General features: G+C 72.7%; 20 protein-coding genes. 11 read left to right on the forward strand and 9 right to left on the reverse strand.

The window, feature by feature from the left end:
- The first annotated feature begins 109 nt into the window (after positions 1-109).
- The 4 genes from AB4Z02_RS00565 to AB4Z02_RS00580 all read left to right on the forward strand — a co-directional run bounded on the left by AB4Z02_RS00565 (position 110) and on the right by AB4Z02_RS00580 (position 4,940).
- On the forward strand, positions 110-1,237 hold the full coding sequence (locus AB4Z02_RS00565) for a lysylphosphatidylglycerol synthase domain-containing protein (RefSeq protein WP_441968451.1): 1,128 nt from the start codon (positions 110-112) through the stop codon (positions 1,235-1,237).
- Between the two features lie 104 nt (positions 1,238-1,341).
- On the forward strand, positions 1,342-2,370 hold the full coding sequence (locus tag AB4Z02_RS00570; RefSeq protein WP_441968453.1) for an iron ABC transporter substrate-binding protein: 1,029 nt from the start codon (positions 1,342-1,344) through the stop codon (positions 2,368-2,370).
- Complete coding sequence (locus AB4Z02_RS00575) at positions 2,371-3,906, forward strand: ABC transporter permease (RefSeq protein ID WP_441968455.1); 1,536 nt, start codon at positions 2,371-2,373, stop codon at positions 3,904-3,906.
- Entirely contained in the window at positions 3,903-4,940 is a 1,038-nt protein-coding gene (locus AB4Z02_RS00580) for an ABC transporter ATP-binding protein (protein ID WP_056884593.1), read from the forward strand. Before AB4Z02_RS00575 ends, AB4Z02_RS00580 begins: the two co-directional genes overlap by 4 nt.
- A 61-nt stretch (positions 4,941-5,001) precedes the next feature.
- Here the strand turns inward: AB4Z02_RS00580 and AB4Z02_RS00585 are convergent, their stop codons facing one another.
- Entirely contained in the window at positions 5,002-6,240 is a 1,239-nt protein-coding gene (locus AB4Z02_RS00585) for a deoxyguanosinetriphosphate triphosphohydrolase (RefSeq protein ID WP_441968457.1), read from the reverse strand.
- Between the two features lie 10 nt (positions 6,241-6,250).
- Positions 6,251-6,925: a YdeI/OmpD-associated family protein gene (locus AB4Z02_RS00590; RefSeq protein WP_056884595.1), complete on the reverse strand. Its 675-nt coding sequence runs from the start codon at positions 6,923-6,925 to the stop codon at positions 6,251-6,253.
- Between the two features lie 87 nt (positions 6,926-7,012).
- On the opposite strand from AB4Z02_RS00590, the gene AB4Z02_RS00595 reads away from it, so the two are divergent.
- Positions 7,013-7,573 carry a type 1 glutamine amidotransferase domain-containing protein gene (locus tag AB4Z02_RS00595; RefSeq protein ID WP_056884596.1) on the forward strand — a complete coding sequence of 187 codons (561 nt, stop codon included), beginning with the start codon at positions 7,013-7,015 and terminating at the stop codon, positions 7,571-7,573.
- 72 nt (positions 7,574-7,645) lie between these two features.
- Here AB4Z02_RS00595 and AB4Z02_RS00600 read toward each other — a convergent pair whose 3' ends face one another.
- Together AB4Z02_RS00600 and dusB are read right to left on the reverse strand one after the other, a co-directional pair.
- Positions 7,646-9,403 carry a S8 family serine peptidase gene (locus tag AB4Z02_RS00600; RefSeq protein ID WP_441968460.1) on the reverse strand — a complete coding sequence of 586 codons (1,758 nt, stop codon included), beginning with the start codon at positions 9,401-9,403 and terminating at the stop codon, positions 7,646-7,648.
- 171 nt (positions 9,404-9,574) lie between these two features.
- Positions 9,575-10,819 carry a tRNA dihydrouridine synthase DusB gene (gene dusB, locus AB4Z02_RS00605; protein ID WP_441968462.1) on the reverse strand — a complete coding sequence of 415 codons (1,245 nt, stop codon included), beginning with the start codon at positions 10,817-10,819 and terminating at the stop codon, positions 9,575-9,577.
- Between the two features lie 38 nt (positions 10,820-10,857).
- Between dusB and AB4Z02_RS00610 the strand changes: the two genes are divergently transcribed.
- From AB4Z02_RS00610 to AB4Z02_RS00620, 3 genes are all read left to right on the forward strand, one after another.
- The gene (locus AB4Z02_RS00610; RefSeq protein ID WP_441968464.1) at positions 10,858-11,694 is read left to right on the forward strand and encodes a sulfurtransferase; all 837 of its coding nucleotides are present in this window, start codon (positions 10,858-10,860) and stop codon (positions 11,692-11,694) included.
- 93 nt (positions 11,695-11,787) lie between these two features.
- Entirely contained in the window at positions 11,788-13,389 is a 1,602-nt protein-coding gene (locus tag AB4Z02_RS00615) for an FAD-dependent monooxygenase (protein WP_441968648.1), read from the forward strand.
- Between the two features lie 10 nt (positions 13,390-13,399).
- Entirely contained in the window at positions 13,400-14,047 is a 648-nt protein-coding gene (locus AB4Z02_RS00620) for an ATP-binding protein (protein WP_441968466.1), read from the forward strand.
- Here the strand turns inward: AB4Z02_RS00620 and AB4Z02_RS00625 are convergent.
- The 5 genes from AB4Z02_RS00625 to AB4Z02_RS00645 form a co-directional block, all read right to left on the reverse strand.
- Complete coding sequence (locus AB4Z02_RS00625) at positions 14,044-14,652, reverse strand: response regulator transcription factor (RefSeq protein ID WP_056884602.1); 609 nt, start codon at positions 14,650-14,652, stop codon at positions 14,044-14,046. The two genes, AB4Z02_RS00620 and AB4Z02_RS00625, sit on opposite strands and share 4 nt — an antisense overlap.
- Positions 14,649-15,875, reverse strand: coding sequence for a sensor histidine kinase (locus AB4Z02_RS00630; protein WP_441968468.1), 1,227 nt, complete (start codon positions 15,873-15,875; stop codon positions 14,649-14,651). The genes AB4Z02_RS00625 and AB4Z02_RS00630 overlap by 4 nt, the downstream gene beginning before the upstream one ends.
- Positions 15,876-16,047: 172 nt before the next feature.
- Complete coding sequence (locus AB4Z02_RS00635; RefSeq protein ID WP_441968470.1) at positions 16,048-16,881, reverse strand: arylamine N-acetyltransferase family protein; 834 nt, start codon at positions 16,879-16,881, stop codon at positions 16,048-16,050.
- 28 nt (positions 16,882-16,909) lie between these two features.
- Entirely contained in the window at positions 16,910-17,344 is a 435-nt protein-coding gene (locus AB4Z02_RS00640; RefSeq protein WP_056884604.1) for a VOC family protein, read from the reverse strand.
- A gap of 59 nt (positions 17,345-17,403) precedes the next feature.
- Positions 17,404-17,751 carry an iron chaperone gene (locus AB4Z02_RS00645; RefSeq protein ID WP_441968473.1) on the reverse strand — a complete coding sequence of 116 codons (348 nt, stop codon included), beginning with the start codon at positions 17,749-17,751 and terminating at the stop codon, positions 17,404-17,406.
- A 137-nt stretch (positions 17,752-17,888) separates the two neighbouring features.
- Here AB4Z02_RS00645 and AB4Z02_RS00650 point away from each other — a divergent pair, with 137 nt between their 5' ends.
- The 3 genes from AB4Z02_RS00650 to AB4Z02_RS00660 all read left to right on the forward strand — a co-directional run bounded on the left by AB4Z02_RS00650 (position 17,889) and on the right by AB4Z02_RS00660 (position 20,030).
- The gene (locus AB4Z02_RS00650) at positions 17,889-18,524 is read left to right on the forward strand and encodes a dihydrofolate reductase family protein (RefSeq protein WP_441968475.1); all 636 of its coding nucleotides are present in this window, start codon (positions 17,889-17,891) and stop codon (positions 18,522-18,524) included.
- A gap of 139 nt (positions 18,525-18,663) precedes the next feature.
- Positions 18,664-19,062, forward strand: coding sequence for a hypothetical protein (locus AB4Z02_RS00655; RefSeq protein ID WP_441968477.1), 399 nt, complete (start codon positions 18,664-18,666; stop codon positions 19,060-19,062).
- 113 nt (positions 19,063-19,175) lie between these two features.
- Positions 19,176-20,030 (forward strand): DMT family transporter, encoded by an 855-nt coding sequence (locus AB4Z02_RS00660; protein ID WP_441968479.1) that lies wholly within the window; start codon positions 19,176-19,178, stop codon positions 20,028-20,030.
- Positions 20,031-20,105: the final 75 nt, after the last annotated feature.

Here is a 20,105-nt window from a genome sequence, read left to right on the forward strand (position 1 = left end):
CGAGTCTAGGTGGTCCGCCGATGCCGTCGTGGCGCTCCCCCACAGTCCCGTCGCAGGCGGGGGACCTTGGGCCCGGCCGAGGACGCCTGCACGGCCGCAGACTGCAGTCATGACCGGGGAGGGTCGTCGTGTCGCCCGCCGGGCCGTCGAGGCGCTGGCCGCCGTCGCGACGGCTGTGGTGCTGCTCGCCCTCGGCCTGCCGCGGATCGCCAATGCCACGTGGACGCAGATCGGCACGGTGCTCGGCTCCGTGCCGCTGCCCTGGTTCGTCCTGCTCGCGGCGGTGTGGCTGGCGGGGCTGTGGGTCCACACCATCGTGCTGGTGGCTGCCCTCCCGGGGCTCAGCCACCGGCGCGCCTTCTTCCTCAACATCTCCGGCAGCAGCGTGTCCAACGTCGTGCCCCTCGGTGGCGCCCTGGGCACGGCCGTCAACTGGTGGTCCTGCCGGCGGTGGGGCTTCACCACGACCGCGTTCGTGCGGTGGGCCCTGGTGACGAACATCTGGGACGTCCTCGGGCGGCTCGTGGTGCCTGCGGTGGCCCTCGGGTGGTTCGGCCTCGAAGGGCGCGGTGAGGGCGACCTGCTCCTCAGCGCCGGCCTCGGGTCGGTCGCCGCACTCCTCGCGGCAGCCGCGCTCACCGCGTTCCTGCTCCGCACCGACGTCGGGGCGCGGCGGCTCGGCGCGGCCGCCGACCGCCTCCCGGTCCGTCTGCACCGCACGGCGGGAGGCCAGGAGGCCCGCGCCGTGGAGATGCGGGGCGCCATCATCGAGCTCGTCCGGCACGCGTGGCCACGCCTCACGGCGGGCAAGCTGCTGTACGCCGCCGCGCAGGCCGCCCTGCTGTGGCTGTGCCTCGCAGCGGTCGGCACCCCGCCGGCAGCCTCCGTCGTCTTCGCGGCGTTCGCCGTCGAGCGGGTGCTCTCCCTCGCGGTGGTCACCCCGGGCGCCACCGGGTTCGTGGAGCTCGGCATGACCGCCTACCTCGTGCGGATGGGCGCGGACCCGGCCTCCGCGGCCGCCGGAGTCCTGCTCTACCGGTTCTTCGTCATCGGCATGGAGGTCCCCGTGGGCGGCACGCTGCTGCTCGGGTGGACGGCGCGCCAGATGCTCCACCGCGGCGTACGTGGCGCGAGCGCCACCAGGGCCCTGGGCGGTGCGGCGCGGAGCGAGGAACCCCCCGACGTTCCGTCGTCCGGAATGCCGATTTCGACTGAGCCGGAGGCGAGAGTAAGGTAAGCCTTGCCTTCTCAACGGCGAGGACGCCCAGCGCGCGACCACCGACCACGGTGCCAGACGCGCGCCCCTTCCCTGCAGCCGACCCCCAGGAGTTCCCGACCGTGATGCCCCGACGCACCGTCCTCGTCGCCCTGGCGGCGACTGCCGCCCTCGGCCTCGCCGGCTGCGGCGGCGGGACCCTCGAGGCCGGCAAGAACCTCGACCCGGACAAGCTCACGATCTACAGCGCGCAGCACGAGAACCTCACCGAGGCCTGGGCCAAGAAGTTCCAGGAGGAGAGCGGCATCAAGGTCCAGATCCGCTACGGCAGCGACTCCTCGATGGGATCGCAGATCGTGCAGGAGGGCGACAGGTCGCCGGCCGACGTCTTCCTCACCGAGAACTCGCCCGCCATGACCACGGTGCAGCGCGCCGGGCTGCTCGCCCCGGTCGACGCCTCGACCATCGCCCAGGTCGGCTCCGGCTACGCGCCGTCCTCCAAGGACTGGGTCGGCATCGCCGCGCGCTCGACCGTCCTGGTCTACAACCCCGACAAGATCTCGGCGGCCGAGCTGCCGAAGTCGATCATGGACCTGCAGGACCCGAAGTGGGCGGGCAAGTGGGGTGCTGCTGCGGGCGGCGCCGACTTCCAGGCCATCGTCAGCGCCATCCTCGCGACGCAGGGCGAGCCGAAGACCGCCGCCTGGCTCAAGGGGCTCAAGGACGGCGCGAAGATCTACCAGAACAACATCGCCGTGATGAAGGCCGTCAACGCCGGCCAGGTCCCTGTCGGGATCTTGTACCACTACTACTGGTACCGCGACCAGGCCCTGACCAAGGCCGGCAGCAAGAACACCAAGCTCCTCTACTTCCGCAACCAGGACCCGGGTGCCTTCGTCAGCATCTCCGGCGGTGCGGTGCTGAAGTCGAGCAAGCACGCGGCCAACGCGCAGAAGTTCCTCGCCTTCGTCACCGGCAAGGAGGGGCAGACCATGCTCGCCACCAGCGACGCCAAGGAGTACGCCGTCGGCAACGGTGTCGCGTCCGACAAGGCCCTCGAGCCGCTCGAGTCGCTGCAGGCGCCCAAGGTCGACCCCTACACCCTGAACGGCCCCAAGGTCATCGAGCTGATGACCGCCGCGGGCATCCTCTAGGTGGCTCGTCGCCGGCGCGGCACCTCCGCGCCCACCGCAGTCGTCACGGCCAGCCTGGCCGTGGCGGCGCTGTGCGTGCTGCCCCTGCTCGTGGTCGTGTCGACCGCGTTCGACACCGGCCTCGGCCAGGCGTGGTCGCTGCTGTGGCGTCCGCGGGTCGGCGAGCTGCTGCGCAACACCGCCTCGCTCGTGGTCGTCACCGTCGCCCTCACCACCGTGCTGGGTATCGGGACCGCCTGGCTCGTGGAGCGCACCTCGCTCCCGGGAGCGAAGTACTGGCGGGTGCTGATGGTCGCGCCGCTGGCGGTCCCCGCCTTCGTCAACAGCTACGCGTGGGTCACCGTCCGCCCGGACCTCGAAGGGCTCCGCGGCGCCGTGCTGGTCACCACCCTGTCCTACTTCCCGTTCGTCTTCCTGCCTGTGGCGGCGGTGCTGCGCGGGCTCGACCAGGCCATGGAAGACTCCTCGCGCTCGCTCGGGCAGGGCCCGTGGCGCACCTTCTTCCGTGCCGTCCTGCCGCAGCTGCGCCCGGCGATGCTCGGCGGCATGCTGCTGGTGTCGCTGCACCTGCTCTCGGAGTTCGGCGTGCTGGCGATGCTTCGCTTCCCGACGTTCACGACCGCGATCCTCGAGCAGTTCCAGGTCGCGTTCAGCAACAGCGCCGGCAGCGTCCTGGCCCTGGTGCTCATCGCCCTCTGCCTGGGGCTGCTCACGGTGGAGGCGCTGCTGCGCGGCACCGTCCGGCTCGCGAGGTTCGGCCGCGGCGCCGCCCGTCGCGCGCTCCCGGCCCGGCTCGGCCGCTGGACGGTCCCGTCCCTGCTGGCGATGACGGCCCTGACCGCCCTGTCGCTGGGCGTGCCGTTGGGGAGCCTCGTCTACTGGCTGGCTGCCGGCAGCGCGCAGGTCGACCCGGCCCAGGTGGCCAGGACCCTGGGCAGCACGCTCGGCCTCGGTCTCGGCGCGGGTGTCGTCACCGTCGTCGCGGCGTTCCCCATCGCGTGGCTCATCGCCCGCCGCCGCAGCTGGCTGTCGGTGCTGGTCGAGCGCGCCACCTACGTCGCCTCGTCGCTGCCCGGTGTGGTCATCGCGCTCGCCCTGGTCACCCTGTCGGTCAAGTACGCCAACGCCGTCTACCAGACCAGCGTCGTCCTCGTCGCGGCCTACGCGATCCTGTTCATCCCCCGCGCCATGGTCAGCATCCGCGCGGCCATGGCCCACGCGCCCGAGGAGCTGACCGACGCCGCCCGCGCCCTCGGCGACAGCCCGTGGCGCGCCTTCACCCGCGTCCTGGTCCCCCTGACGCTGCCGGGCACGCTGGCCGGCTTCGCCATGGTGTTCATCGCCGTGTCGACCGAGCTCACCGCCACCCTGCTGCTCGCGCCGACCGGCACCCAGACACTGGCCACCGCGTTCTGGAGTGCGAGTGAGAGCATCGACTACGCGGGCGCGGCACCGTACGCCGCCGCGATGGTCCTGGTGTCCGCCCCGCTCACCTACCTGCTGCTGCGACGACCCGATGAGGAGCCTGCGCTGTGACCACCCTGCGTGTTGCCGGGGTCGACGCGTCCTACGGACCGCGTCCCGTCCTGCACGGCATCGACCTCGTGGTGCCCTCCGGGACGACCACGGCCATCCTCGGCCCCTCGGGCTGCGGCAAGACGACGCTGCTGCGGGTCGTGGCCGGGTTCCAGACCCCCGACGCAGGGACGGTCCAGCTCGACGACCGCACCGTCGTCGGACCCGACACCTGGGTCCCCCCGGAGCGTCGTGGCATCGGCTACGTGCCGCAGGAGGGCAACCTCTTCCCCCACCTGTCGGTCGGCGCCAACGTGTCCTACGGCCTCCCCCGTGCGGCGCGGCGCACCGGCGCCCGGGTCGGCGAGCTGCTCGAGCTGGTGGGCCTGACCCCCGACCTCGCCAAGCGCCGCCCCGACCAGCTGAGCGGCGGCCAGCAGCAGCGCGTCGCGCTGGCCCGGGCGCTGGCCCGCCGGCCCAGCGTGGTGCTCCTCGACGAGCCGTTCTCCTCCCTCGACGCCGGCCTGCGTGCCTCGACGCGCCAGGCCGTCGCCGACGCCCTGGCCCACGAGGGCGTGACCGTGGTGCTGGTGACCCATGACCAGTCCGAGGCGCTGTCGTTCGCCGACGAGGTGGCGATCATGCACGAGGGCCGCTTCGCCCAGGTGGGCGCCCCGACGGAGGTGTATGCCACGCCGGCCGACCGGCACGCCGCGGCGTTCCTCGGTGACGCGGTGTTCCTGCGTGGACGCGCCGAGGGCACGTCCGTGGCGACCGCACTCGGACGGCTCAAGGTGCACCAGCCCGCCCCGGCCGGCACGGTCGACGTGCTGCTTCGGCCCGAGCAGATCCAGCTCGGCAGCGTCGCCCCCGGCCACCCCTGCGCCGAGGTCCTCTCGACGACCTACTTCGGCCACGACGCCCTGGTGGCACTGCGCCTGCAGGGCGACCACACGGTCGTCACTGCGCGCATCCACGGCACCGAGGTGCCCTCCACCGGCACGATCGTGGGGCTCAGCGTCATCGGCGAGGCCCGCGCCTTCACCCCCGCCTGACGCGGTCCGTCCCGCTCCCGGCGTCGTCGCCGGCGTCAGGGGCGGCGGCGCCGGTGACGCCTCAGCACCAGCGCTCGTGCAGCGCGAGGGCCCGCACGTCGCTGAGCGAGGCCACCTGGTCGACCACGACGCGCAACGCCTCGGCGTCGGAGGCGGCCGCCTTCCAGTCCGCGAGCAGGTCGGGGTCGAGCCGTCCGGGCGGATCGGCCTGGTAGGCCTCGACGAGGGAGCGCACGACCTGCCGCTGCCCGGCCATGACGGTCACGCGCTCCTGGGCGTGCATGACGAAGTGGGCTGCCACCGCCTTGAGCACGGCGCACTCCGCCCTGGTGTCGTCGGGGACGACGAGGTCGGCGTCGTAGCGGGTCAGCGAGCCCGAACCGTGGCGCTCGCGAGTGGCCACCTCGACGGCGAGGACGAAGCGGCCGATGAGCCGGGAGGTCATGTCCTTCAAGGCTGCCCGGTCGCTGCGCCCGCCGTCGTACGTCGCGGGGACCGCACCGCTCGCGAGGACGCGTTCGAGGGCGGCGCCGAGGGCGTCGGAGCCGAGGTCGGCGGCGTAGAGCCCCGTGGCCACGGCGACCACGCTGTCGACGTCGGTGGCGTCGCGCAGCCGCCGGACGTCGAGGCGCCCGGAGGCGATGGCGTCCTCGACGTCGTGGACGGAGTAGGCCACGTCGTCGGACCAGTCCATGACGTCGGCCTCGATGCAGCGGGTGCCCGGTTCGCGGCCTGCGCGGTACCACTCGAACACCGGGAGGTCGTCGGCGTAGACGCCGAACTTCACCGTGGGCCCGACCGCAACCGGCGCCGCTCCTCGGGCCCAGGGGTACTTCGTCGTCGCGTCGAGGCTCGCCCGGGTGAGGTTGAGTCCTGCTGGGCGGCCGTCGGCGTGGGTGCGCTTGGGCTCGAGCCGGGTGAGCAGCCTCAGGGTCTGGGCGTTGCCCTCGAAGCCGCCGATGTCCGTGGCCACCGCGTCGAGCGCCTGCTCACCGTTGTGGCCGAAGGGAGGGTGACCGAGGTCGTGGGCCAGGCAGGCGGTGTCGACGACGTCGGCGTTGCAGCCCAGGGCTGCGCCGAACTCGCGACCGATCTGGGCCACCTCGAGGGAGTGCGTCAGCCGGTTGCGGACGAAGTCGTCGTCGCTGGGCTGGACCACCTGCGTCTTGGCCGACAGCCGTCGTAGGGAGGCCGAGTGCACGAGTCGGGCGCGGTCCCGGGCGAAGTCGTCACGGTCGGCGCGCTTGAGCACCGGGTCCTCGCGGACCCAGCGCTCGCGGTCGGCCTCGGTGTATCCCACGCGGGGAACTCTAGGCTCCGGCTCCCCCGGCGGCGGCAGCCGCCTCGGCCGCCGCTGCCGCGCGCTCCACCCACCGGGGCTGCTCGCCGTAGCGCTGCGACGGGATGAGCCGGCCGTGCGAGCTGTCGTCGACGAGCTGGGTCATCCGCTTGTGCCGCGTGGCCTCCTGCTTGGCCGTGAGCACCCAGTTGACGGCGAGCTTGCGGTAGGACGGGGTGGCCACCTCCCAGAACGCGGCCGCGCGCGGGTCGGCGGCGAGCTGCTCTGCGTACGCCGCGGGCAGCTCACGCTCGCGGTTCTCGTAGGCGTAGACCCCCGACCGCTCTGGGCTGCGGCGCTCGTAGGCAGCCAACCCCGGCGGCTGCATGCGCCCTTCGACGAGGAGGCGCTCGACGGTGGTGATGTTGACCGTGCTCCAGTTGCTCGAGGCCTTGCGCGGCGTCCACCGCTGGCGCACGGAGTGCTCGTCGACGCGCTGGGCGACCGAGTCGATCCACCCCCAGCACAGGGCCTCGACGACGGCGGCCTCCCAGGTCAGGCCGCGCTCGGGCACGTGCTTCTTGTACAGGCCCATCCACAGCTCCGTCGCCGAGTCGTGGTTGGCCTCCAGCCACGCCCAGAACTCCTGTGGCCCCGAGAAGAAGGTCGCCGGCCGCTCCGGGGTCCCACCGGGTGTCCCGATCATGGGCACAGCGTGCCACGGCCCACCGACAAGGAGCCCGGGACGGCTGCTCCGATTGCGGCGCGCAGCCACTCACCGCAGGGTGGAGACATGAGCCATCTGAGTGGAAAGACCATCGCCTTCCTCGTCGCCTCCGAGGGCATCGAGCGCGTCGAGCTGACCGACCCGTGGCAGGCCGTCACGGACGCCGGTGCCCAGCCCGTCCTGCTCTCCCCGGAGTCCGGCGAGGTGCAGACCTTCGACCACCTCGACAAGGCCGAGACGCGGCCGGTCGACAAGACCGTGTCGTCAGCCTCGGTCGACGACTACGACGCCCTCGTGCTGCCCGGCGGTGTGGCGAACCCCGACGCCCTGCGCACCGACGACGACGCCGTCGCGTTCGTCCGTGACTTCGTCGCCAGCGGCAAGCCCGTGGCGGCCATCTGCCACGCGCCGTGGACCCTCATCGAGGCCGACGTCCTCAAGGGGCGCACCGTCACGAGCTGGCCCAGCCTGCAGACCGACCTGCGCAACGCCGGCGCCGAGTGGGTCGACAAGGAGGTCGTCGTCGACGGCAACCTCATCACCAGCCGCAACCCCGACGACCTGCCGGCCTTCAACAGCCAGCTCCTCGAGTCGCTGGCCCACGGAGCGGCGGCGCAGGAGGCCTGACAGCCCGCAGGGACCGCTGCACGACGAGGCGGTGGACGCTCGCCCGGTGGCGAGCCTCCACCGCCCCTGTCGCTACCTCACGACGCCCAGGGCGTTGACGATGCCGTCCCCGTAGAAGCCGTTGAAGGCACGGCTCCCGACGCACAGGGCGTCGAACTCTGCCGTCCGGCCCACGTCGACGTACGACTGGAGCGCGGGGGTGGGACAGGCGTGGTTGGTCGCAGTGTCCATGAGGAGCCGGCGCACACGGTCGGGCGCGAGCCCGAACCCGCTGCCGCCCATGACCTTTCCGTGCGCCGAGACCGCGAGGGCCGCAACTCCTGCGGCGTGCGGTGAGGCCATCGACGTGCCCTGGAGGTACTGGTAGTAGCCGCAGGCGCTCGCGCCCGGGGCGGGACGGCTCGTGCAGGCCTTCATGGTGCCCAGCGACTCCCCCAGCGGTGTGACGTCGCCGTTGGCGTCGACCTGTCCCTCGGCGACCATCACGTTGCGCGGGGCCGTCGACAGGATGAGGTTCTCGTTGGTGAGGTACGAGTCCGTGCCGAGACCGTCGCGGTACCAGCCGCCGGGAGCCGACACCTCGAGCTCACCCGAGCGCAGGTTGCCGGCGTGGTTGGAGTAGTCGGCCTTGCGCGCCGACGGCCCCAGGGCGGAGACGCCGATGACGTGGGGACCTTCGACCGGGAGGTCGAGGCAGCTCGCGTCGTCGATCGTGCGCGAGTGCTCCGTGCCCACCGGGAAGTCCGGGCTCGAGACGTCGGTGCGCGGGTGGGAGACGTCGTCGTGGTCGTTGCCCAGCGCAGCCACGAGGGTGACGCCCTTGCGGTGGGCGTAGTTCAGCGCCCGGGTCATCGTCTCGATGATGAGGTCCTGCTCGGCCGCCTGCTCCGGTGTGTCCTCCGGGGCACCGCCCCGACAGTTGTAGAGCCAGGGGTCGACGTAGAAGGACATGTTCACCACGTCGATGCCGACGTCGCCCGAGTAGGTCAGCGCGTTGGCCGTGGGAGCGAGGAAGAAGTAGCCGCTGTCCTGGCCGGCGCGGACGTTGACGATGCCCACGTCCGGTGCGACGCCCGACACGCCCATGCCGTTCATGGCTGCCGCCATCGTGCCGGCGACGTGGGTGCCGTGGCCGTCGTCGTCGACGTCGGCGGGGTCGACACAGGACGCGACCTCGCAGGGACCGTCGATGACGGGCATGTCCTTGGTGAAGTTGCGGGACAGCGTCCGGTCGAAGTTGGCGGCGAGGTCAGGGTGGGTGCCGTCGACCCCGGTGTCCATGACGCCGACCCGCACCCGCTTGTCTCCCAGCTGCTTCGCGTGGGCGGCGGGGGCCTTGATCATGTCCATGCCCCACAGCAGGCTGTCCAGTGGGTCCGAGGGCCCCTTGGTGGCAGCCGCCGACTGCGCACTCCGCGCTCCTGCGGCGCTCGCCCCCGCCGAGGTGCGCAGGGACGAGTGGTGCTCCTTGAGGACGGCGACCTTCACCTTGGCCGCGTCGGGCGACCTGCCGACGACACCGTCGCGACCGGCGACCTGGACGCCGGGCAGGGCACGGGCGCGGGCGAGGAACACGCTCGAGGTCGACTCCACGGCGACCATGCCGATGGCCCGGTTGACCGAGCTGACCTGGCCACCCGCGCCACGCAGCGCTTCGGCCAGGGTGTCCGCGTCGGCTGCGCGGTCGGCGAGGACGACGTAGCGGGTGCTGGCGGCTGCACCGACCTGCGTCGTCGCGGTGTGTGTGGCCGCGGCTGCTGTCGTCCCAGCCAGAGCCGACGTGGCCAGGGCCACCGCTCCGGTGATGGCGACCGTGCGGGATCGTCGCATCTGTGCTCTCCTCCATCGGGATGAGCCAAGTACGGATGGCTCATCGCTCACCGTAGGGACCTGGCCCGTGGAGGGGATGAGCCGAAAAGCGTGTCCATGACGAGGAGTTCGTCCCTCGACGAGGGGTATGTCCCAGGCCGGTCGAGGGACAGCGGGCTCCCCCCTGCCCGGTCAGCCCCCGGAGACGGACAGCTCGGCCTGCGCGACCGCCTCGCGTGACGCGTCGTCCAGGGTCCGGGAGCTCAGCCAGCCGTCGGGCAGCGCGACGTGTCGGGGTGAACCGGCCCGCCCCCGCTGCCCCTCGGCGGCCTCTCCCGGCCAGGGGGCGTCGGCCTCCATGGTGGCGATCAGCGCGTCGAGCGCCTCCAGCGAGTCGACCAGCGCCAGCGAGTGCCGCACCGTCGAGCCGGCGGGGAATCCCTTGAGGTACCAGGCGATGTGCTTGCGGATGTCGCGGCAGGCCTTGTACTCGTCACCGTAGAAGTCGACGAGGTACTCGGTGTGACGGCGCATCGTGGCCGTCACCTCCCCCAGCGTGGGCTGCGCCCGCGCCGTGGTGCCGGCGAACGCCGCGGCGAGGTCGGTGAACAGCCAGGGCCGCCCCAGGCACCCGCGGCCGACGACGACGCCGTCGCACCCCGTCTCGTGCACCATGCGCACCGCGTCCTCGGCCGACCAGATGTCGCCGTTGCCGAGGACCGGGACGGTCCGCACCGTCTCCTTGAGCCGGGCGATGGCGCTCCAGTCGGCCTGCCCCGAGTAGGCCTGCGACGCCGTACGGCCATGCAGCGCAACGGCGGCCACGCCTGCGCGTTCGGCGGTGAGGCCGGCCTCGAGGTAGGTCAGGTGGTCGTCGTCGATGCCCTTGCGCATCTTCACGGTGACCGGCACGTCGTACGGGCTCGCCTCCCGCACCGCGGTGGTCACGATGGCCTCGAAGAGATCCTTCTTCCACGGCAGCGCCGCGCCGCCACCCTTGCGGGTGACCTTCGGGACCGGGCAGCCGAAGTTGAGGTCGATGTGGTCGGCCCGGTCCTCGGTGACGAGCATCCGCACCGCCGCCCCGACCGTCGCGGGGTCGACGCCGTAGAGCTGGATCGACCGGGGCGACTCCTCCGGGTCGTGCTCGATCAGCCTCATCGACTCCGGGGTGCGCTCGACCAGCGCGCGGGAGGTGATCATCTCGCTGACGTAGAGCGACGTGGCGCCACTCGCGCCACCCGCTTCCAGCCCGTTCTCGCCGTACTCGCGGCACAGCTTGCGGAACGCCCGGTTGGTGATGCCGGCCATCGGCGCGAGCACGACGGGCGACCCGATGGTGTGGCGCCCGATCTGCAGCGGCGGCAGCACGGCGGTGCCGGGCGTCGCGGTGCCGGGGCGCGGCGCGTGGGTCTGGGGTGCGGTGGTGGCGGTCATGGCGGCACCAGTGTCCCATCTGCTGCTTGACTGGCCGAATGAGCGCCCTCGTCGATGCCGCCGACCTGCGAGCCGAGCTCGCCCAGCCCTCCCCGCCCGTCGTCATCGACGTGCAGTGGGTCCTCACCGGCGCGCAGGGGCCGAGCGGCCGTGAGCGGTATGCCGCGGAGCACCTGCCCGGGGCCGCGTACGTCGACCTCGACGCCGAGCTCGCCGGCCCGCCAGGACCCCGTGGTAGGCACCCGCTGCCCGATCCCCAGGTCGTCGCGGCGGCGCTGCGGCGTGCCGGGGTCGACCAGGACAGCCGGGTGGTCGTGTACGACCAGGGGCCGTCCTTCGCGGCGGCACGCGCATGGTGGGTGCTGCGCTGGGTCGGGCTCCAGGACGTGCGGGTGCTCGACGGCGGGCTGTCCGCGTGGGTCGAGGACGGCGGGCCGACGACGGCCGAGGTCCCGGTGGCAGGCGCAGGCGCTTTCACCGCACGGCCGGGATCGCTACCCGTCCTCGACGCGGACGCAGCCGCGAAGGTCGCCCGCACGGGGACCCTGGTGGACGCGAGGGCGGCGGAACGGTTCGCAGGGCTGTCCGAGCCGATCGACCCGGTGGCCGGCCACATCCCCGGCGCGGTCAATGCCCCGACGACCGACAACGCCCGACCCGACGGCAGGTTCCTCGAGCCGGCTGGGCTGCGGGAGCACTACTCCCGGTTGGGGATCGGCACCGCCAGCGCACCTGTGGGCGTCTACTGCGGCTCGGGCGTCACTGCCGCGCACGCCCTGCTGGCCATGCACGAGGCGGGCATCGACGCCGCGCTCTACGTCGGGTCGTGGAGCGAGTGGATCACCGACCCTGCCCGCCCGGTCGCCACGGCCTGACCGGCACCTGGGCGACGCCGCGCGGCCGGCGCCTCGGCCGCCACCCCACCCACGACGAAGGCGAGGAGCACTGCTCCTCGCCACTACCAAGGTATAGCGCGACCGGGGGCTTGCGGCAAGGCCCCCGGGGTGCTCCACACTGGGCGGCCGTGCCCGGCGACGGGCGGTGACGAGCAGGGGGAGATGAACGTGGTGGACATGGTGGACGTGGCGGTCGTGGGCGGCGGTCCGACGGGCCTGATGCTGGCTGGTGAGCTCGCCCTGGCAGGCGTCGACGTCGTGGTGCTCGAGCGTCGGCCGACAGCCGAGCTGCTGGGGTCACGCGCCGGCGGCTTCCACGCGCGCACGATCGAGATCCTCGACCAGCGGGGCATCGCCGACAGGTTCCTGGCCGAGGGCAAGACCTACGACGTGCCGTACTCGGGGCGGCTCATGCTCGACATGAGCGACTTCCCGACCCGGCACCCGTACACGCTCGGCCTGTGGCAGAACCACATCGAACGGATCCTGGCCGGCTGGGTCGAGGAGCTGGGCGTACCGACCCGTCGCGGGGTCGAGGTCACGGGCCTCGTCGAGGGCGATGACGGTGTCGACGTGCGGCTGAACGGCGGTGAGGTGGTGCGGGCGCAGTACGTCGTCGGCGCCGACGGTGGGCGCAGCGCGGTCCGCAAGGCCGCCGGGATCGAGTTCCCCGGGTGGGAGGCGACCCAGAGTGCGCTCATCGCCGAGGTCGAGGTCACCCAGGAGCTGCCGCAGGGCGTGAAGCTCGACGCCCAGGGGGTGCACGGGCTCAGCTTCATGGAGAACGGGCACACCGTGCGGGTGGTCTCTGGCGAGGCAGAGCTGGGCGCCACGACCGAACCCACGCTGGCCGACCTCAGCGCCAACCTGCAGGCGGTCTACGGCACCGACTTCGGCGTCCACGACCCGACGTGGATCTCGAGGTTCACCGACGCGACCCGCCAGGCGGCGACGTACCGCAAGGGCAGGGTCCTGGTGGCCGGCGACGCCGCCCACATCCACTCCCCCGCCGGCGGTCAGGGCATCGGGCTCGGGGTCCAGGACGCGGTGAACCTGGGCTGGAAGCTCGCGCAAGTGGTGCACGGCGTCTCGCCCGAGACACTGCTCGACACCTACCACGCCGAGCGCCACCCGGCGGGCGCCCGTGCGCTGGAGTACAGCAAGTCGGTCAGCGCGCTCCAGCGGCAGGACGCCCGCATCGCGGCGGTGCGGGAGCTGCTGGACGAGCTGGTGGCGATGGACGAGCCGCGGCGCCACGTCGTGGGCATCATCTCCGGCCTCGACGTGCGCTACGACCTCGGCGAAGGACACCCGCTGCTGGGGCGGCGGATGCCCGACCTCGACCTGCAGGTCGGCGACGAGGTGGTGCGCGTCTACCCGCTGCTGCACTCGGCGCGTCCGGTGCTGGTCAACCTCGGACGGCCCGGAGCCCTGGACGTGGGCTGCTGGGCCGACCGGGTACAGCTCGTCGACGCGTCGTACACCGGGCCATGGGAGCTGCCGGTGGTCGGTGCGGTCGAGGCGCCCCCCGCGGTGCTGGTGCGGCCTGACGGGCACGTGGCGTGGGTCGGCGACGGGACGGGTGCCGGGCTGGTGCAGGCGCTCACGACGTGGTTCGGGACGCCGTCGGGCCGGTCCGTCGCGGGTGCAGAGGAGGCGGCGCCGGGGGCCTAGGGTCGAGGTCGTGAGCGAGCGATCGACGTGGACCGTGACCACCCACGACTGGGCCTGCGACCTCGACGTCGAGCACCTCGCCGATGTGCGTCGCGGTGCGCGGACAGGGCAGGTCGGTGGGCAGGCGTGGGAGGTCGGCGGCCGAAGGCACCTGCTCCTCGAGGTGCTCGCGTACGCCGACGACGAGGCGCAGGCGCTGGGTCGCGTGGGCCGTGCGGTGGTCACGGAGCACGGCGACGGCTCGGTCACCGTGGCCGACGACGGGCGTGGCACCGACACCCGGGTGGACGCTGAGGGTCGCGTCGTCCGCAAGCCGGTGATGGCGACGCGGGACGTCAGGTTCTTCGACGCCGTCGACGGGCCTCGCCTGCCCGACGGCCTACCCAGGCGGGGGATGTCGACGGTGGCCGCCCTCAGCTCGGTGCTCGTGCACGAGAACCACCGGGTCGACGGCGCGTGGTCGCAGACCTACCGCCACGGCCTCCCCGACGACGAGCTGCTGCCGGTCACGCCGGGCGAGCGGCCGGTCACGCCGGGCGAGAGGTCGGGGACCTCGGTGAGGTTCCTGGCCGACGACCTGGAGGGTCCGCGGTCGCTGACGGTCGAGGACCTCGGTGCGTTCACGTGGTTGCGCATCGAGGTGCGCAGCGGTTCCTAGAGCCAGCCGAACTCGTCGGCGATGCGGACGGCGTCAGCCCGGTTGCGCGCCATGGTCTTGCCGATCGCAGATGACAGGTGGTTGCGCACGGTGCCCTCGGAGAGGCTGACGTGCCGGGCGATGTCCGCGACCGAACCACCCCCCCGGGCGGCGAGCAGCACCTCGGTCTCCCGGGCGGTGAGCGGCGACTCCCCGCCGGAGAGCGAGTCGGCCGCGAGCGCGGGGTCGACCACGCGCAGCCCTGCGGCGACGCGGCGTACCGCCTCCGCGAGCTGGCGCGCCGGGGTGTCCTTGACGACGAACCCGCTCGCGCCGGCCTGCAGGGCGCGCCGCAGGAACCCCGGGCGGCCGAACGTCGTCACGATGAGCACCCGTACCCCCGGCAGCGCCTCGTGCAGCGCGGCGGTGGCGGCGATCCCGTCGAGGCCGGGCATCTCCACGTCGACGAGGGCGACGTCCGGTGAGGTGCGACGGGCAGCCTCGACCACCTCGTCGCCGCGGCCCACCTCGGACACGACCTCCATGTCGGGCTCGAGCCCGAGCAGCGTCGCGAGGGCGCCGCGCACCAGGGCCTGGTCGTCGGCGAGGAGCAACCTGATCGTCACGCGTCCACCTTCTCACCGGGGTCGACTCCGCCGCCAAGGGGTCGGGCCGCCGTGCGCACGGCGAGCTCGAACCCGTGCGGCACCAACCCCCGTGTCCGCAGGTGCGCCCCCGCCGCTTCGGCGCGCTCGGTGAGGCCGAGCAGGCCCGTGCCCGGTGTGCCGGGCACGGGCCCGGTGCCGTCGTCGCGCACGCAGATTCCGGTTTCGTCGAGGGTGACGCTGCAGGTGGTGGCTCCGCTGTGCCGGATCACGTTGGTGACGCCCTCGCGCAGGGTCCAGGCACATACCTCGCGCAGCCGGGTGGGTACGGCGTCGACGGCGGTGGGGAGGTCGGCCTCGATCCCGGCCGTGGCGAGGGCTGCCCGCGCGCGGGCGAGCTCGGCCGGCAGGGACATCTCGCGGAACCCGACCACCGCCTGGCGGACGTCTGCCAGGGCGTCGCGCGCGAGCCGCTCGAGGTCGGCGACCTCGGCGCGGGCCCGCTCGGGGCTGACCTCGAGGAGTCGGGCGGCGAGCTCGGCCTTGACCGTGATGACGGTCAGGCTGTGGCCGAGGATGTCGTGGACGTCGCGGGCCATCCGGTTGCGCTCCTCCTGGATGGCCAGCTGCGCGTTCTCCTGGCGCGCCTCGGCGAGGGCGCGCTGGCGCTGCGCCGCCACCATGGCCCCGGTGACGGCAGCCATGGCGAGGACCATGGACATGCTGATGCTCGCGTCGTGGGTCCAGGTGTCGACGTGGAAGGTGAGGAACTCGTAGAGGACCACCAGGACCAGGCCGAGGACCAGGCCCAGCCGCAGCCGGAACGTCCACAGCCCCGAGACCGCGAGGAAGACCCAGGTGCTGGCGCCCTCCTGTCCCACCGTGACGGTCGACAGGGCGGCCAGCACCGCCAGGCCCACCCAGGACAACAGCCCGACCCGGGAGACGTACCAGGTGCGCGGCGGAGTGCCCAGCGCCCCCCATACGGCCCGCCGCAGGTGCAGGAAGTGGGCGAGGTAGAGGACGACGAACGCGACGAGCACCGTCAGCGCCGTGTCCCCGCGCAGCTCGGTCCGGTCGCTCCACGCCGCGGAGAAGGCGTCGGAGAGGAACACGAGCCAGATGCCGGCGAAGAACACGCCGAGCAGGCGCCCGCTGAGCGGCTGATCCTCGTCGCCGGTGAGCAGTCGGGGACGCGGCTCGGCGAACTCCTCGGCAGGCCGGGGCTCGGGGTGCGTGCTCACAGCCCCAAGCCTCGCAGAGTCGACCTCCGTCGCGGCGGCGAGTGCGGCGATCAGGCGCGAACGGAGCATCGGCCGGGGCGCCATAGCGATCCTCGCGTGGTCATGACCCCACCGTGCCGCCGGCCACCCGGTGGGACCCGCGATGCGCGTCACGACCTGGCCGTGACGTCTGTCAGGGATCCTTCAGCTTGTCCAGGAGGCGGCTGCGCTCGTCGGCCGTCAGCGGCACGCCCAGCGCGGTGAGCCACTCGTCGTGCTCTCCGGGGCGCAGGGGTCGGTGCTCGGTCGGCTGCCCGGGAGTGCGGATGGTCAGGGTCTCCTCGGTCACCGCGACGTGGCTGCCGGGCAGGTGCTTGGTGAGGATGAGTCCCTGCGTGAAGTGGGACCCGGGGAACGTGCTCGTGAAGTGGTGGCCCATGACCACGTCGACAGGCCGCACCTCGAGCTCGTCGGTCGTGTGGGTCACCTCCCAGCCCCCGTCGCGGTGCCGGTCCAGGGCCCAGCCACCTCGGGTGTGGCGCATGCGGTAGCGCCAGCCCGGCAGGTAGTCGTCCTCGGACCCGTCGACCATCGGTATCGGGCGGCGCAGGCTCATGCCGAAGCCCGGGTCGCAGAGCAGCCGCTCCCCGTCGAGGACGACTTCGACGACCATGTGCGTGCGGCCCTGCTGCCTGCCGGTCGTCGGGTCGCCAACCCGTCCCAGGTGGCGCCTGACGTCGTAGCCGAGGCGTTGCAGGGCGGCGGCGAAGATCGTGCTGTGCTCGAAGCAGTAGCCGCCACGGCCCCGGCCGACGAACTTCTCCTGCACCCGGTCGAGGGAGACGCCGGGGTGCTGGCCGAGGAACACGTCGATGTTGTCGAACGTGAAGGTGCGGACGTGCCGCTCGTGCAGCTCGGCGAGCGCTCCCCGGCTGGGAGCCAGCGCCGGCAGCTGGAGACGGTGCAGGTAACCGGCCAGGTCGAGGCCGTCGGCCTGCCACTCGTCGGCGCCCGTGCTAACGGCCACGACGGCTCCTCCTCTGCCGGGCTCGTGGTCAGTCGAGGCAGAACTCGTTGCCCTCGACGTCCTGCATGACCAGGCACGACTCGTTCTCCTCGTCGGCCTCCAGCAGGCGCAGCCTGGTCGCGCCCAGCGGCAGAAGGCGAGCGCACTCGGCCTCCAGCGCGGCGAGGCGCTCCTCGCCCACCATGCCCGTCCCGACGCGGACGTCGAGGTGCACGCGGTTCTTGACGACCTTGCCCTCGGGGACTCGCTGGAAGAACAGCCGTGGACCCGCTCCGTCCGGGTCGACGCAGGCGAAGGCGGAGTCCTGCTTCTCTGGCGGCAGCGACGCGTTGAAGTCGTCCCACGACTCGAACCCGGGCGGTGCGGGCGGGACGACGTACCCCAGTACCTCGCACCAGAAGCGGGCCACCCGCTCGGGCTGGGCGCAGTCGAAGGTGATCTGGACCTGCTTCACCGAAGGCATGCGCCCACCCTAGGGAAGGGGGCTGACAGCCACCACGACATTTCTTCGCAGGCCCGGCGCTAGCCCAGACGAGCGAGCTTGGCCTCGACGAGCCTGCGCACCAGCTCGTCGGGCAGGGGCTGGTCGACCGGGAAGTGCAGGGAGCCGCTCGTGTGCTCGTAGTCCTCGAGGGCGTCACCCAGGTCCGCCAGCACGGTGCCGCTGTGGGGCAGGTAGGCCAGGTGGTTCGTGAACGCCGCGAACCCGGCGACCACCTTCCCGCCGACCCGGAACGCCGGCATGCCGTAGGAGATGCACTCCTGCGCGTCCGGCACGACCTCGAGGATCGACCGGCGCAGCGCCTCGAGGGTGCTCTTCTTCGGCTCCTCCAGCTGTGCCAGGTAGGCGTCCACCTCGTCAGCGGTCATGGAAGACAGTCTCCCCGAAGTCGGCCACGACGGAAGAGGCGAACTCGGCCCCCCACCCCGGCCGATGAGTATGTTCGGTCGGTCGGGTCAGTCCTCGCAGGACCAGCCCGCCCGACTGTCGACCGAGGAGAGCGCCGATGTCACGCACACGGATCCACAACTTCGCCATCTCGCTCGACGGCTTCGCCACGGGCGAGCCACAGACGCTCGAGACCCCGTTCGGCCATGCCGGCCAGCGGCTGCACACCTGGATGTTCGCCACGCAGTACTGGGATCCCAGCGGGAGCGACGGTGTCGACAACGCCTTCGCCCGACGCTTCGACCACGGCATGGGGGCCGAGATCATGGGCGCCAACAAGTTCGGCCCGCCCGGCTGGGGGGACGACCCGGACTGGAAGGGCTGGTGGGGTCCGAACCCGCCCTTCCACACACCGACCTTCGTCCTGACCCACCACCCGCGGCCCCCGATGGAGATGGAGGGCGGCACCACCTTCCACTTCCTCGACGCGACACCGGCGGAGGCGCTCGAGGTCGCCCGGGAGGCAGCCGGAGGGCTGGACGTCCGCATCGGCGGGGGTGCCACGGTCGTGCGCGAGTTCCTCCTGGCTGGCCTCGTCGACCACATGCACCTCGTCCAGGTGCCCATCGTGCTCGGCCGCGGCGTGCGCCTGTGGGACGGGCTCGAGGCCGTCGAGGAGGCGTTCGACGTCGAGACGGTCTCCTCCCCCAACGGCGTCACGCACCTCACGTTCTCCCGCAGGGCGGTCGCGTAGCCGCAGCCATTCGGGTTGCCTCGTCAGCCTTCCGTCTGGTCAGAGCTAGGTGTTGGTGCTCAGGTGTGCTGCCACTGATCGATGGTTCCCTTGGCTCGTGGGACCAGGACAGCGTGGGCGGGACACCAGTCATCTCGGGATGGGTTACGGCCACCTGGTGGTCGGCGCCGCGGCACTGGTGTTCGCAGGCTCGATGATCATCACCGCACGAGGGCCGCGCGCCGAGCTGGGAGGCGCCTTCCTGGTCCCCGGGATCGTGCTCGCGCTGGCAGCCGCTGCCTTCACCGCAGCGGCACTGCGCGTGGTGGCACGGCCGCGAGCAGGCCGCGCAGGTCCTCTGCTGGTCCTCAGCACGATCGAGCTCGTCGCCGGGACGGCCACGACCGTCGGGCTGGTCGTCGCGACGACCAGCTATGGCGAGATCGCGCCATGGCGCTCACCGCTGCTGCTGCCGTCCGTGCTGCTGCTGGCGCTCGGTGTGACCGGGATCCGGATGGAGGTTGCGCACCGCGGCAGTGGCTCTCGGCCGGCCCGCTGACGTGCCGTCCCTCGCGCTGACGTGCCGTAGCGCGAGCCCGCACCCAGGCCTCTGCGAAGCCAGCACACCCCCGCCTTCAGCCCTCGACCTCGTCCGAGGGATACGGTCGCGAGGTGTCCTTGGCCGTCGCAGTGCCCTGTGCCGTGCTGTCCGCGGTGGCGTACGGCACGGCCACGGCCGTCCAGCACCGGGTGGCGCACCGCGGGACCGGCCGCGCCGACGCCCGCGGCGTCGTCGCCCTCCTGCGCGACCCGCGGTGGCTGGCCGCCGCGGGCGGCGACACCGTCGGACTGGCCCTGCAGGTCGTCGCCCTCGCGACCGGCCCTGTGCTGCTCGTCCAGCCGCTCCTCGTCCTCGCGGTTCCCGTGGCGCTACCCGTGGGGCACCGGCTCGGCGGACCTGTCCCCGGCCTGCGTGACTATGCGGCCTGCGTCGGCATCCTGGGCTCCCTCGCCGTCTTCTTCGCCCTGGTCGGCGACCCCGGCCGGGCGTCCCCGCTCTCGGCGGCCGCAGCAGCCTGGTCCGTGGCGTGTGCGGCCGCTGTCGGGACCGTCGTGGTCCTCGCCGTCAGGGCTTCGTCCCCGCAGGTCCGGGCCGCGGCCTACGGTGCGCTGGCCGGGGCCTGGTTCGGTCTCGTCGGGGTGCTGCTGGACTCGGTGGCAACCCTCTGGCAGGGCTCCGGTCCGTCCACCCTCGTGCACCCCGAGGGGTGGGTGCCGCTCGGGTGCCTTCTCCTGGTGGGCGCCTCCGCACTCGTGCTGACGCAGGTCTCCTTCCAGGTGGGACCACTGGCCGCGAGCTTCCCGGCCAACGAAGCCACCGCTCCCGTCGTCGCCGTGCTGCTCGGCGCCTCCCTGCTGCACGAGCGGCTGCCCCTCTCCCCCGGGCACCTCGCGGCGTACCTGGTGTGCGTGGGCGTGGTGACGGTCGGCGCTGCCCAGCTGGCCCGAGGGCTCGTCGACGGCTGACCCGCCCCAGCCTCCGTGCTGTACGGTCCGCTCCGTGAAGCTGGCGCGAGTGCGGGGTCCTCGTCAGATCGACGA

It is taken from the genome of Pedococcus sp. 2YAF34 (assembly GCF_052114585.1).
In the GTDB taxonomy this organism is placed as follows: domain Bacteria; phylum Actinomycetota; class Actinomycetes; order Actinomycetales; family Dermatophilaceae; genus Pedococcus.

Bases quoted from the DNA above. Each gene is read 5' to 3' on its own strand.
- AB4Z02_RS00650 (WP_441968475.1), top strand. From the start codon at position 17,889: ATGTCACGCACACGGATCCACAACTTCGCCATCTCGCTCGACGGCTTC.
- AB4Z02_RS00600 (WP_441968460.1), bottom strand. From the start codon at position 9,403: ATGCGACGATCCCGCACGGTCGCCATCACCGGAGCGGTGGCCCTGGCC.
- AB4Z02_RS00645 (WP_441968473.1), bottom strand. From the start codon at position 17,751: ATGACCGCTGACGAGGTGGACGCCTACCTGGCACAGCTGGAGGAGCCG.
- AB4Z02_RS00640 (WP_056884604.1), bottom strand. From the start codon at position 17,344: ATGCCTTCGGTGAAGCAGGTCCAGATCACCTTCGACTGCGCCCAGCCC.
- dusB (WP_441968462.1), bottom strand. From the start codon at position 10,819: ATGACCGCCACCACCGCACCCCAGACCCACGCGCCGCGCCCCGGCACC.
- AB4Z02_RS00610 (WP_441968464.1), top strand. From the start codon at position 10,858: ATGAGCGCCCTCGTCGATGCCGCCGACCTGCGAGCCGAGCTCGCCCAG.
- AB4Z02_RS00565 (WP_441968451.1), top strand. From the start codon at position 110: ATGACCGGGGAGGGTCGTCGTGTCGCCCGCCGGGCCGTCGAGGCGCTG.
- AB4Z02_RS00595 (WP_056884596.1), top strand. From the start codon at position 7,013: ATGAGCCATCTGAGTGGAAAGACCATCGCCTTCCTCGTCGCCTCCGAG.
- AB4Z02_RS00590 (WP_056884595.1), bottom strand. From the start codon at position 6,925: ATGATCGGGACACCCGGTGGGACCCCGGAGCGGCCGGCGACCTTCTTC.
- AB4Z02_RS00570 (WP_441968453.1), top strand. From the start codon at position 1,342: ATGCCCCGACGCACCGTCCTCGTCGCCCTGGCGGCGACTGCCGCCCTC.
- AB4Z02_RS00655 (WP_441968477.1), top strand. From the start codon at position 18,664: ATGGGTTACGGCCACCTGGTGGTCGGCGCCGCGGCACTGGTGTTCGCA.